Genomic DNA, 12,187 nt, shown 5'->3' on the forward strand with positions numbered 1-12,187 from the left:
CGACCACACCGCCGGACGCCGGGGACACGTGGACGGTTAGTGTGGTCCGGTGAGCACTACGGCAACCGTGTTCCTGGCGAACATCCCGAGCCCGGACCAGGGTGTGTGGCACCTCGGCCCGATATCGCTCCGCGCCTACGCGCTGTGCATCCTCGCCGGCATCCTCATCGCACTGTGGTGGGGCGACCGGCGGCTCGTCGCCCGGGGCGCGGAGAAGGGCACCGTGCTCGACATCGCGGTGTGGGCCGTCCCGTTCGGGCTGATCGGCGGCCGCCTCTACCACGTGATCACCGACTACCACCAGTACTTCGGCCCCGGCCGCAACCCGCTCGACGCGCTGGCGATCTGGAACGGGGGCCTGGGCATCTGGGGAGCGATCGCCCTCGGCGGGGTCGGGGCGTGGATCGCCTGCCGGCGGCGGGGGATACCGCTGCCGGTGGTCGCGGACGCCATCGCCCCGGGCATCATCGTGGCGCAGGCCGTCGGACGCGTCGGCAACTGGTTCAACCAGGAGCTCTACGGTGGACCGACCGACCTGCCGTGGGGGCTGGAGATCTACCAGCGGGTGAACCCGGCGACCGGGCTGAACGACCCGCTGAACGGAGTGGCCATCGACCACACCCCGATCGCGGTCGTCCACCCCACGTTCCTCTACGAGCTGCTGTGGAACGTGCTCGTCGCCCTCGTGATCGTCTGGGCCGACCGCCGGTTCCGCCTCGGCCACGGCCGGGTGTTCGCCCTCTACGTCGCCGGTTACACGCTGGGCCGGTTCTGGATCGAGCTGATGCGGACCGACCAGGCAACCGAGATCCTCGGGGTGCGGGTCAACGTCTACGTCGCGGCGCTGGTCTTCCTCGGTGCCCTGGTCTACCTGCTCGTCGCCCCCAAGGGACGGGAGGACCCGTCGGTGTTGGCCGTCACCCGGACCGACGATGACGGGGACGTCCCGGCCGGAGCCGGGGACGCCCCGGCGGACGGGGACACCGCGGCCACTCCTCGCACCCCGGCCCGCCCCGCCGGTACCGAACCCCGCCAACCCCGTCGCCCGGCCGGCGGAACGGACCGCTCGGACGGAGACGGGACCAGCTGAGAAGCGGCGCCGTGCCGTCGGAGCCTTACGATCCCCAGTCATGCGAATCCTCCTCGTCGAGGACGACGACCGGGTCGCGGGCGGGTTGACCGTGGCGTTGCGCCACGCCGGCTACGAGGTGAACCGGGTCGGTACGGCCGCCGCGGCGCTCGCCGCGCCGGAGTCCGACGTCGTGCTGCTCGACCTCGGACTGCCCGACGGTGACGGGATCGACGTGCTGCGCCGACTCCGGGAGCGGCCCGGCGTCGCGGTCATCGCGGTGACCGCGCGCGGCGAGGAACGCGACCGGGTTCGGGGCCTGCGGACCGGCGCGGACGACTACGTGGTCAAACCCTTCGGGACGGCGGAGCTGCTCGCGCGCATCGAGGCGGTGCTGCGGCGGACCCGCGCCGCGCGGGCGCACTCCGCGCCCGCCGCGCCGCTGCGCGCCGGCGATCTCGTCCTCGACCCGGCGACCCGGGTGGCCAGCACCCCCACCGGCCCGCTGCCGCTCACCCGCAAGGAGTTCGACCTGCTCGCCCTCCTGGTGGCGCAGGCGGGAGCCGTCGTGAGCCGGGTGCACATCCTCGACCAGGTGTGGCAGGCGGCCTGGGAGACGTCCTCCCGGACCCTGGACACCCACATCGCCTCGTTGCGGGCGAAGCTCGGGGACGCCGCGCGCATCGACACCGTCCGGGGGATCGGGTACCGGCTCTCACCCGGCGGGCGGGCCGACTAGTGCTGCGCCGGTTGCTGGCCGTCCTGGTCCCGCTGCTGGTCGTGCTGATGGCCGCTCTCGGGGTGCCCCTGGGCGCGGTGGTGGCCCAACGGGTGACCCAGGAGGTGTACCTGGACCGCCTCAGCGATGTCGGCCGGTTCGCCTCGCTCGCCGAGAGCGCCCTGTCCTCCGGCCGGATCGAGGCCCTGCGGGACGAGATCGCCCGCTACGACGACCTGTACGGCATCCCCGTGGCGGTCCTCGCACCCGGCGGTGAGGTGCTGCTCTCGTCCAGGGACGCGTGGCCGGCGGCCGACGAGATCGACGGGGACGACCTGTCGGGGCAGCTGCGGCAGGCGTTCGCCGGGTACCGACCGGAGCCACCCGCCCTCCTCTGGCCGTGGCAGGCGCGACCCCTGCACGTCGTGGAACCGGTCGGCCGGGACAGCGAGGTGGTCGCCGTGGTGGCGATGGCCTCCCCGACGGGCGGGTTGCGGGCGGAGATCGGCTGGCAGTGGCTGCTGCTCGGGCTGGTCGGGCTGGTTCCCCTCGGGGGGCTGGTCCTGGCGGCCTGGCCCATCTCCCGCTGGGTGCTGCGACCGGTGCGCCAGCTCGACGAGGCCACGGCGGCCGTCGCGCGGGGACGCCTGGACACCCGCGCCGACGAGGTGACCGGCCCGCCCGAACTGCGGCGGTTGGCCGCGTCGTTCAACACGATGGTCGGCGTGGTGGGGACCGCGTTGGAACGGCAGCGGGCCTTCGTCTCCGACGCCTCCCACCAGATGCGCAACCCCCTGGCCAGCCTGCGGCTGGCCGTCGAGAACCTGGAACCGCACCTGCGGGACGACGACGCCAGGGAGGCGCAGCGGGTCGCCGTCGACGAGGCGGCCGCCCTCGGGCGCCTGCTGGACGCGATGTTGGCCGCGACCCGGCTCGACAGCGCCACCGACGCCGAGCCGGTGGCCCTCGACGACCTCTTCGCGACCCATGAGCCCGGGTGGCGGGTGCAGGCGAGGCAGGCTGGCATCCGCCTGGAGGTCGACCCGGGGCGGGGCCTCGGTGCCCTGGAGCCTCCCGGCGGGTTGGGCGGTGTCCTCGACGAACTCGTGGGCAACGCGGTTCGGCTCTCGGGCGCGAGTTGGGTGACGGTTCGGGCCCGCCGGGTGCGGGAGCCGACCGAGCTGGCCGACCTCAGCTCGGAGGAGGTGGCCACTCCGGCCTCCGGCACGGAATGGGTGCGGCTGGAGGTCACCGACGACGGGACGGGTCTCGACGAGGCCGAACGGACGGCCGCCCTGAACCGCTTCTGGCGTTCCCCCCGGCACCAGAACGTCGCCGGGACCGGGCTGGGCCTGGCGATCTGCCACGAGCTGGTCACGGCGGCGGGGGGAAGGTTCGAGCTGCGCCCCGCCGGCGAGCACGGGCTGGCGGCGGTGGTCACGCTGCGCGCGCCCGCCGGGTCCGTCGAAGGGGAGGTGGCTGGCGGGACGCCCTGACGTCGCCGGCCGGAGCGCGTGGGGGACCCCGGCCCGCGTCGCCGGGCGCGGGCCGAGCCGTCGGGGTCGCCCGGGATGTTCGGGCGCCGGGACGGTGCCGAATGTGCGCGAACCACGGGGCCAGGCACCGGCCGCGTCGGACGGTACCCACCCGCCCCCGCTGCGACGACCCGGGTGGGGCTCGCCGGCGACCGGGGTCGAGGAACGGCGGGGCGGGTGTGCCGACCCACCGGGCCCGGGCGGGCAGGGGCGTCGGCCGGCGACGTCCCCGCACCCCGGGGCCGCTGGCGGGGGCGCGCTCGTCCTTCCCACCGTCCACGCCGCCGCGCGGGAAGGCCTGATGCCGTGACCGTGCCCGTCCAGGGCCGCCCCGACGTCGTCGTGCTCGGCTGGGCGGCGGACCACCCGGGAGTCGTGGGACCGGGGGTCAGCGAGTGGACGGCACCCGTCGAACCCCGGCCGGCGCGTCTCCGGCCGAGCGGGCGGTCGAACTCCCTCCCGCGCCTGCCGGGAGGGGGCCTCGGGGCTCCCGCCGGTGCCGGCTCCCGCTGGGCGCCTGCCGGCGTCGACGGCCACCACTCGGGCGCACCGACCGGCAGCCCGCCGGCCGCCCTCACCGCTTGGCGTCCTCGAACCAGTCCCGCGCCCCCGGGTGCAGGGGCACGGGACCGGTGGCGATCCCGGTGCGCACGTTGATCCGCGCCGCCTCGGGGCGGTTGGCCGCGATCCGGCCCGACTCGGTGAACACCACCTCGGTGACCAGGGTGGCCACCTGGTCCGCGACGTCGTTCCTGACCAGGAGCACGTTCGGTACGGCCACCGTCGGACAGGGCGGCACCCGGTGGTAGGTGGTGGCGGGGACCGTCGCCGGGATGTAGGCGCCACGGTGGGCGTCGGCCATCCGGTCGGCCTCCTCGTCCAGGGGCACCAGGCGGAAGGGGGCGACCCCGGCGAGGGTGGTGAGAGCCGGGGTGGGGATGCCGGTGAGGGTGAAGGCGGCGTCGATCTCCCCACCCGCGAGGGAGGCGGCGGACATCGCCTGGGGGAGTGGGAGCTTCTCCACCTCGACCCCCGTGAGGTCGAGCAGTCGGGTCACGATGAACTCGGTGCCGGAACCGGACGCCCCGATCGAGACCCGCAGGCCCGCCAGATCGGACAGGTTCCGCACCGGCGACCCGTTCAGCACCGCCAGCTGGAGGAAGCTGTCGTAGAGCCGGCCGATCGCCGAGACCGAGTCCGCGGGGCGGCCTTCGGCTCCCACCACCGCGTCCAGGCTGCACAACGCGAGCTGCGCGTCGTCGGAGGACAACAGCGAGAGGTTGTCCACGCTCGCGCTGCTCGGCAACGCCTCCACATCGGTGTCCGGCATCCGCTGGTCCAACGCCTCCGCCAGCGCCCCGCCGATCTCCCGGAACACGGCACCTTCCGGTCCGGTCGCCAGGACCAGCCGGGGAGGGAACCCACGGCCGCCGGCGGAGCACCCAGGGAGGCCCAGGGTCAACGCCGTTCCGCCGACCGCGCCGAGGCGGAGCAGGGAACGACGGGACAGCGACGGCGCCGCGGAGCGAGGCTGGTTCCTGGGCACCACGGCAGGTTAACCCGTTCGGCGGGGCACACGGTGCCGGCGAACACGCTCAGGCACGCACGACGACCACTCCGTGGGCGAGCGACACCAGGAGCGACCACTCCATCACCTGGTGTGCGCGTTATGTCAAGCGAATCTGAAGTTTCGTGTGCGTTTCTTGCCTGGTGTTACCCCTGTGCTCAGGATCACTCCTTGTCCCGGACGACAGATCAAGGAGGATTCGTGTCTGCCGACGACAGGAAGAGGAAAGAGGGGGCATCGCCTGACGACGCGATGTCGTCGGCAGTGGATACCGCCGTGGCGGGCACTGCGGCGAACGCCCCCACCAAGCCGAAGAAGAAGCGCATCTACCACCACCTCTACTTCTGGGTGCTGATCGCGATCGCCCTCGGCGTCGGAGTCGGGATCGCCTTCCCCGCGCAGGCGTCCGAGATGAAGTGGCTCGCCGACTTCTTCATCAAGCTGGTCAAGGTCGTCATCGCGCCCACCATCTTCTGCACGGTGGTCGTCGGGATCGCCAGCCTCGGCAACCTCGCCAAGGCGGGCGGCCTGGCGCTGAAGACGGTGCTGTACTTCAACATCACCACGGTGTTCGCCCTGGGCATCGGCCTGGTGACCATCAACCTGCTGAGGCCGGGCGCCGGGCTCGACATGGAACTCGACGAGTCGGCCGCCCAGAGCACCCTCGACGCCGCCGCGGCGACCGAGGCGGAGGGCTTCACCTCCTTCCTCCTCAGCATGGTGCCGGACTCGTTCTTCTCCGCGTTCGTCGACGGCCAGCTCATCCAGGTCCTGGTCCTGGCCATCCTCGTCGCGGTCGCGCTGTCCATGCTGGGTACCCGCGCCGAGCCGGTGATCCGCGCGCTCGACACCACCTCGCGGGTGTTCTTCGGCATCATCAAGATCGTGATGTGGGCCGCCCCCATCGGCGCCTTCGGTGGCATGGCCTTCACCATCGGCCGCTACGGCGAGCAGATCCTGGGCAGCCTGGCCTACTTCATGCTCAGCTTCTACCTGACCTGCGTCCTGTTCGTCTTCCTCGTGCTCGGCACGGTCTGCCGCCTGGCCGGCTTCAGCCTCCTCAAGTACATCCGCCTGATCAAGGACGAGCTGCTGATCGTGCTCGGCACCTCCTCCAGCGAGTCGGTGCTGCCCAGGATGCTGGTCAAGCTGGAGGCAGCCGGCGCGAAGAAGTCGGTGGTCGGCCTGACCATCCCCACCGGCTACTCCTTCAACCTCGACGGCACCGCCGTCTACATGACCATGGGCGCGATGTTCATCGCCCAGGCCACCGGCAACGAGGTCTCCGTCTGGACGCAGATCGCGATCCTGCTGTTCATGCTCGTCTCCAGCAACGGTGCCGCCGGCGTCAGCGGTGCTGGCCTGATCACCCTGGCCGCCTCCCTCCAGGCCTTCGACGACGTCATCCCGCTGGTCGGCATCGCACTGATCGTGGGCATCGACCGGTTCATGTCCGAGGGGCGCGCGTTGACCAACCTCACCGGCAACGGCATCGGGACCCTCGCCATCGCCCGCTGGCAGGGTGATCTGGACCGCGAGCGACTCGCGAAGGTGCTCGACAACCCCAAGCTCGTGGACATGGACGAGCTGATGAAGCTCGACGCCGAGGGCGGCCATCGGAGCGAGGAGGGCTCCGGGGCGGCCGACCGGAAGGAGCCGGCCTCGACCAGCGCGTCCTCCTGACGCGCCCGCCGTCGCCGACCCGTGCGGAGCCCTGACGGCCACCCCCGGCGGGCGGGCAGAATGGGGGCCGACCAACACGGGTCGGTGACGGCGATGAGGAGCACGAGTGGACAGCGGGCAACTGCGCGGCGTGGTGGCGCTGGACGGGCCATCCGGCACCGGGAAGTCGACGGTGGCCCGTCAACTGGCGGTCGGCTACACCGCCCGCTACCTGGACACGGGGGCCATGTACCGGGCGGCCACCCTGGCCGTCCTGCGGGCTGAGGCCCCCCTGGACGACCCGGCGGCCGTCACCGAGGTCGTGACGGCGGCCGACCTGCGGGTGGGGACCGACCCGAGCCACCCCACGGTGGCCCTCGACGGCGAGGACGTCAGCGCCGAGATCCGTGGCCCGGAGGTCACCGGCGCCGTCTCCGCGGTGTCCGCGGTGCCCACGGTGCGCACGAGGCTGGTGGGACACCAGCGCTCCCTGATCCGCGAGGCGCTGAGCACCGTCGGTGGCGTCGTCGTGGAGGGCAGGGACATCGGTACCGAGGTCGTCCCCGACGCCGGGTTGAAGGTGTTCCTGACCGCGAGCGTCGAGGTCCGGGCCCGCCGTCGGAGCGTCCAGGACAGCGCCGCGGGGCGGCGGGCCACGCTCACCGCCACCCAGGCCGACGTGGAACGGCGGGACACCCTCGACTCCACGCGCGCCGTCGCTCCGCTGCGGGCCGCCCCGGACGCGGTGGAGGTCGACACCTCCGACCTGGACGTCAGCGGGGTGCTCTCCCGGTTGCGGGAACTGGTGGAACAGCGTGAGCTGCTGGCCGACACCGCCACCGGGGGCACGCGGTGAACCGGCGCCCGTGGCAGCGCTGGTCGGCGCTGGGGGACGGTCCGGGAGACGGGGTGCCGGAGGGCGGCTCGGCCGGCTGGTACCGCGCCGGACGGTGGGTGGGCCGCCTCGGTGGCGGAATCGGCTACCGCATCCTCGTCAACGGTGAGGACCGGTTACCCGCCAGCGGGCCGGTCGTGGTCGTGGCCAACCACACGTCCTTCGCCGATGGCCCCCTGTTGTTCGGTCTCCTCGCCCGCCCGTCGGTGTTCCTCGTCAAGGAGTCGATGTTCCGGGGGCCGCTGGGCGCGCTGCTCCGCAGGCTGGGCCAGCTGCCGGTCCGCCGGGGTCAGACCGATCGGGAGGTGCTGCTGACGGCGGTCCGCCGCCTGCGGGCCGGTGGCGTCGTCGGCGTGTTCCCGGAGGGCACGCGGGGCGCGGGAGCGGTGGACAACGCCCACCACGGCGCCGCGTGGCTCGCGCGGTCGAGCGGCGCGGTCGTGCTGCCGGTCGCCCTGCGCGGAACCCGCCGCGAAGCAGGATCCGGGCGTAGGCCGCGGCCGACCGTGCACGTATTGTTCGGACAGCCCCTAACCTTGCCCGACGCTCGTGGGCGCGCGGGGTTGACCGCCGCCACCGAACGGGTACGCGAGGAACTGGCGGGCCTGGTGCGGGAACTCGACCGCCGGCGACCGCGGCCGCGGGCCGGAGCGGGCGAGGGGGGCACCCCGACAGCAGCAGAGGAGAACGAACGTGACCGGCCTGGACGGTAGCTGGACCGACGAGGCCGACTGGGACCTCTCGGCGGAAGCCGGAGACGAGAGCGCTGACCAGGGGTCAGCGCTGCCGCAACCCGTGCTGGCCGTCGTGGGGCGACCCAATGTCGGCAAGTCCACCCTTGTCAACCGCATCCTCGGGCGACGCGAGGCCGTCGTGCAGGACACGCCGGGTGTGACCCGGGACCGCGTCGCCTACGACGCGCTGTGGAACGGCCGCCGCTTCACCGTCGTCGACACCGGCGGGTGGGAACCGGACGCCAGCGGGCTCCAGGCGGCCGTCGCCGCCCAGGCCGAACTGGCCATGAGCACCGCGGACGCCATCCTCCTGGTGGTGGACGCCACCGTCGGGGCGACGGGGACCGACGACGCCGTGGCCAAGGTGCTGCGGCGCTCCAAGCGGCCCGTGCTGGTGGCGGCGAACAAAGTCGACAGCGAGCGGGCGATGGCCGAGGTCGCGGCCCTGTGGGGGCTCGGACTCGGCGAACCGTTCCCGGTCAGCGCCCTGCACGGCCGGGGATCCGGCGACCTGCTCGACGCGATCCTGGAGGCCCTGCCCACCACCCCCCGGGACACCTTCGGAGGGCAGCCCGGCGGCCCCCGGCGGGTGGCCCTCGTCGGCAAGCCCAACGTGGGCAAGTCGAGCCTGCTCAACCGGCTCGCCGGGGAACAGCGGGTGGTCGTCGACTCGGTCGCCGGGACCACGGTCGACCCGGTCGACGAACTGATCGAGATCGAGGGACGCCCCTGGCGTTTCGTCGACACCGCCGGCCTCCGCAAACGGGTCAACACCGCGAGCGGGACCGAGTACTACGCGTCGCTGCGGACCAAGGCCGCCATCGACGCGGCCGAGGTCGTCATCGTCCTGCTCGACGCCAGCGAACCGGTGACCGAGCAGGACCTGCGGGTCATCACGCAGATCGTGGAGGCGGGCCGAGCCCTGGTGCTCGCGTTCAACAAGTGGGACCTCGTCGACGACGACCGGCGCCACCAGCTGGAGCGCGAGCTGGACCGGGGCCTGGTCCGGGTCCCGTGGGCGGAGCGGCTGAACATCTCCGCCAGGACGGGACGCGCCGTCGGCAAGTTCGCCCCCGTGCTGGACCGGGCGCTGGAGTCCTGGGACACCCGGGTGCCCACCGGCCAGCTCAACGCGTGGTTGAACGAGATCATCGCCGCCACTCCGCCACCCGTTCGAGGTGGCCGGCAGCCCAAGGTCCTCTTCGCCACCCAGGCGCAGACGCGGCCGCCGACGATCGTGCTCTTCACGACGGGTTTCCTGGAGGCCGGCTACCGGCGGTTCCTGGAACGCAAGCTCCGGGAGACCTTCGGGTTCTCCGGAAGCCCCGTTCGGCTGTCGGTTCGGGTGCGGGAGCGCAAGCAGCGCAACAAGGGCTGAGGAGAGGAGTGGCCCGATGGCGTCGGAACCCGGCTCGGCGCTGCGCGCGTTCGCGGAGTGGACCATCCGCGGGTCCCGGCACGACGAGGCCGCTGGCAGGAGGATCGCCGTGTTCTGGCGGTGGAGCACCGCCCTGGTGTCCTGGCTGGCGGCGGCCTTCGCCGTACTGCTCGGGCTGTGGGGCCTGCTCTCGCTGATCTCCCCCAACCTGCCGGTCGCCGACGTCTTCGCCTTCGCCGGTGTGGTCGCGCTGGCCGTCCTGCTGGTGCTGGTCCTGGGGGCCAAGAACCGGGTCGAGGTGCGGGAGCGGGGCCTGCTGGTGGTGAACTCGCTGGTCCGGTACTGGATACCGTGGTCCGAGGTCCGGGCCGTCGACGCGGCGGATGACGTCGCGGTGCGGCTGCGCGACGGCAGCGTGGTCAAACCGACGATCACGGCCTACTCGATGGCCAGCAGCCTGAGCGGCCGACGCCTCCAGAACGCGGTCGCCGAGGCCGCCGAACAGGCCAGGAAGGCGGCCAGAGGCCGTCCCGAGCGGCCGCTCACCCGAACCGTGGACGTGCCGTGGCGGAGTGCGCTGTTCCTCGCGGTGGTGCTCTTCGCCGCGGCCACGACCAGCGTGCTGCTCGCCCCCTGACCGCCCGCCGGGCCGGCGGAGCGCGAGCTCCCTGCCCGAGGGCACCGGAAGCGTGACCTCCGGCCGGGAGCCCTCCCCACGTGGTTCCGGCCCACCGGCCGGCCCGTCGCCGGTTCAGCCCGCGGCCCGAGGCGCGGCGGGTGGGCGCCCGTCGGGTACGGCGGCCGGACCTCGAACCACCAGGCATGGACGGATGCGCCGCGCCGCCGACCGTGCCGGAGGTGGATCAGTACCAGTCCGTGCAGGTCGGCACCTGGCGGGAGAACGCGCAGGCCCGCGCCTCGTCCAGCCCCCACCGGTTGGGCACCATGCCCGTCCACTCGGTCACCCCCGACGTCGCGATGGTGGCCCCGTGCCGCCGCTCCTGGGTGTTCTCCACGCTGATCACGTCTCCGTTGGTCGACCGGGAGACCCGCGTCCACGAGGCGTGGCAGCGGGGGCTGTACCGGTGTTCGAGATACCCGCCGCCGGCGAGGTCCCGCCACCCGTTCTTCGGGGTGTAGGCATCGGAGGCGCACCGGGTGACCAGCGGGTCCTGCCCGAGGCAGTCCTCCTCGGAGCATGCGGGAGCGGACATCCCGAGGGCACCGGGCGGCGGGTCCACGACGTTGGCCTGGGCGGTGGGGGTGAGCAGGACGGCGACCACGGCGACGGCGATCACGAGTGCCTGGCGGCGGATGCGGAATCGCATGTGGATCCTCCCGACGAGCGGTCCCCACGCGACCACGCGGGGAAGCGGAGCGACTCGATGCGTGTTCCGCCAGCCGGCGCCCAGCGGCGGGCGCGGTGATCCGCCGGCGCGGAGCGTGGACTGGCCGAACCTCGTCACGGATGCGACCGGCGGCTGGGGGAGGACAGCACGAGGTCGGCGCGCCGTTGACCGCTCCCACGGTAGACGGGAGCGGGCTCCCCGACTATCCACCGTTCGGTGTCGTCCCCGCGCTGGGTCGGCGGAACGACGCACTCCGAGGCGCTGGTCAGCGTGACGGGCTCGGTCACCGAGGCCACCAGCGGTCCGCCCGGACCAGGAGGCGGGTGCCGCCCCCGACGGCCGTCCCGCCCCCGTGCTGGGCGAGCGTTCCCCTCGGCAGTCGGGACCCCGCCGCCCCCAACCCCCACCGAACCCGCCAGCGCACCCCGCCGCCCGCGGGCTCCGGCCGACGGCGCTCAGGCCGTCAGGATCGCCTCCCGCACCAGGGCCAGGTCCTCCAGGTTCGCCAGCACGCGCACGGCCCCCGCGTCCCGCAGGTCGGCGACCGAGTAGACGCCGGTCGCCACCCCGACCACCCTGGCTCCGCCCCGCAGCCCCGCGAGCACGTCGTGCGGGGTGTCACCGACCAGCACCGAGGTCTCCTCGGTGGCGGTGCGACCCGTGACCGCCCGGTGGCGGCGGCGGGCGATCCCCACCAGCTCCGCCCGGTCGTGCGCGTCGTCGCCGTAGGCACCGCTGGCCAGGTCCAGGAGGCCGTCGAGGCCGAAGGCACGCAGTTTCACCTCGGCGACCTCCAGGGTGTTGCCGGTCAGCACGCTCTGGTGGACGCGGGGGTCGGCCGCCAACGACCGCAGGGCCGCCTCCGCCCCTGGCAGCGCCCAGCCGAGTGCCGCGAGTTCCCCCTCCCCCTCCCGGTAGGCGGCGGTGCGCGCGGCGGACAGCCGGGCGACCAGGTCCTCGGTGGGCTCCAGCCCGTGCAGGGCGAGGGTGTCGTGGATGATGTCCAACTCGGTGCGACCGTGCACGTCGGCCAGGGCGCGCAGCGGCCGTCCCACCACCCGCGGGAAGATCCGCTCGTACACCAGCCGGCCGAAGCCCCGGTTCTCGATCAGCGTGTGGTCGATGTCCCACAGGACGAGGCGGGTGTCCTCGGCGGTCGTCATGACCACCAGTCTCGCAGGCCGGTCGGGCTCGCGTCGCCACCCGAGTCGCCCCGCACGGAACATCACGGGTGCTCCGGGACGCCCGTCCCGGCAACCCGCGCGCCGTTCCCGGCCGTG

At 73.4% G+C, this 12,187-nt stretch carries 12 protein-coding genes; 8 read left to right on the forward strand and 4 right to left on the reverse strand.

Annotated features, from left to right (window positions below):
* The first annotated feature begins 49 nt into the window (after positions 1-49).
* From lgt to C1701_RS20385, 3 genes are read left to right on the forward strand one after another with little or no spacing between them, the layout of a single operon-like run.
* Positions 50-1,090 carry a prolipoprotein diacylglyceryl transferase gene (gene lgt / locus C1701_RS20375; RefSeq protein ID WP_245588911.1) on the forward strand — a complete coding sequence of 347 codons (1,041 nt, stop codon included), beginning with the start codon at positions 50-52 and terminating at the stop codon, positions 1,088-1,090.
* Positions 1,091-1,130: 40 nt separating this feature from the next.
* On the forward strand, positions 1,131-1,808 hold the full coding sequence (locus tag C1701_RS20380; RefSeq protein ID WP_016699564.1) for a response regulator transcription factor: 678 nt from the start codon (positions 1,131-1,133) through the stop codon (positions 1,806-1,808).
* Entirely contained in the window at positions 1,808-3,283 is a 1,476-nt protein-coding gene (locus C1701_RS20385) for a sensor histidine kinase (RefSeq protein ID WP_016699565.1), read from the forward strand. Before C1701_RS20380 ends, C1701_RS20385 begins: the two co-directional genes overlap by 1 nt.
* Before the next feature lie 613 nt (positions 3,284-3,896).
* On the opposite strand, the gene C1701_RS20390 is transcribed toward C1701_RS20385, so the two are convergent.
* Complete coding sequence (locus tag C1701_RS20390; protein ID WP_337661846.1) at positions 3,897-4,868, reverse strand: TAXI family TRAP transporter solute-binding subunit; 972 nt, start codon at positions 4,866-4,868, stop codon at positions 3,897-3,899.
* 297 nt (positions 4,869-5,165) lie between these two features.
* On the opposite strand from C1701_RS20390, the gene dctA reads away from it, so the two are divergent.
* The 5 genes from dctA (at position 5,166) to C1701_RS20415 (ending at position 10,195) form a co-directional block, all read left to right on the forward strand.
* Complete coding sequence (gene dctA / locus C1701_RS20395; RefSeq protein ID WP_035274813.1) at positions 5,166-6,572, forward strand: C4-dicarboxylate transporter DctA; 1,407 nt, start codon at positions 5,166-5,168, stop codon at positions 6,570-6,572.
* A gap of 106 nt (positions 6,573-6,678) precedes the next feature.
* Positions 6,679-7,407, forward strand: coding sequence for a (d)CMP kinase (cmk, locus tag C1701_RS20400; protein ID WP_026420068.1), 729 nt, complete (start codon positions 6,679-6,681; stop codon positions 7,405-7,407).
* On the forward strand, positions 7,404-8,159 hold the full coding sequence (locus C1701_RS20405) for a lysophospholipid acyltransferase family protein (protein ID WP_245588912.1): 756 nt from the start codon (positions 7,404-7,406) through the stop codon (positions 8,157-8,159). Before cmk ends, C1701_RS20405 begins: the two co-directional genes overlap by 4 nt.
* Positions 8,140-9,558, forward strand: a complete 1,419-nt coding sequence (der, locus tag C1701_RS20410; protein ID WP_026420069.1) for a ribosome biogenesis GTPase Der — start codon at positions 8,140-8,142, stop codon at positions 9,556-9,558. The genes C1701_RS20405 and der overlap by 20 nt, the downstream gene beginning before the upstream one ends.
* Positions 9,559-9,574: 16 nt before the next feature.
* Complete coding sequence (locus C1701_RS20415; RefSeq protein ID WP_026420070.1) at positions 9,575-10,195, forward strand: hypothetical protein; 621 nt, start codon at positions 9,575-9,577, stop codon at positions 10,193-10,195.
* A 226-nt stretch (positions 10,196-10,421) separates the two neighbouring features.
* Here the strand turns inward: C1701_RS20415 and C1701_RS20420 are convergent, their stop codons facing one another.
* From C1701_RS20420 to C1701_RS20430, 3 genes are all read right to left on the reverse strand, one after another.
* On the reverse strand, positions 10,422-10,886 hold the full coding sequence (locus C1701_RS20420) for a DUF2690 domain-containing protein (RefSeq protein WP_026420071.1): 465 nt from the start codon (positions 10,884-10,886) through the stop codon (positions 10,422-10,424).
* A gap of 134 nt (positions 10,887-11,020) precedes the next feature.
* Positions 11,021-11,194: a hypothetical protein gene (locus C1701_RS20425; protein WP_155886229.1), complete on the reverse strand. Its 174-nt coding sequence runs from the start codon at positions 11,192-11,194 to the stop codon at positions 11,021-11,023.
* 168 nt (positions 11,195-11,362) lie between these two features.
* Positions 11,363-12,070 (reverse strand): HAD family hydrolase, encoded by a 708-nt coding sequence (locus C1701_RS20430; RefSeq protein ID WP_026420073.1) that lies wholly within the window; start codon positions 12,068-12,070, stop codon positions 11,363-11,365.
* Between the last annotated feature and the right edge of the window lie 117 nt (positions 12,071-12,187).

This window comes from Actinoalloteichus sp. AHMU CJ021 (assembly GCF_002895405.1).
Taxonomy (GTDB): Bacteria; Actinomycetota; Actinomycetes; order Mycobacteriales; family Pseudonocardiaceae; genus Actinoalloteichus_B; species Actinoalloteichus_B caeruleus.

Coding starts and splice junctions, on each gene's coding strand:
- C1701_RS20380 (WP_016699564.1), top strand. CDS start 1,131: ATGCGAATCCTCCTCGTCGAGGACGACGACCGGGTCGCGGGCGGGTTG.
- C1701_RS20415 (WP_026420070.1), top strand. CDS start 9,575: ATGGCGTCGGAACCCGGCTCGGCGCTGCGCGCGTTCGCGGAGTGGACC.
- C1701_RS20420 (WP_026420071.1), bottom strand. CDS start 10,886: ATGCGATTCCGCATCCGCCGCCAGGCACTCGTGATCGCCGTCGCCGTG.
- C1701_RS20430 (WP_026420073.1), bottom strand. CDS start 12,070: ATGACGACCGCCGAGGACACCCGCCTCGTCCTGTGGGACATCGACCAC.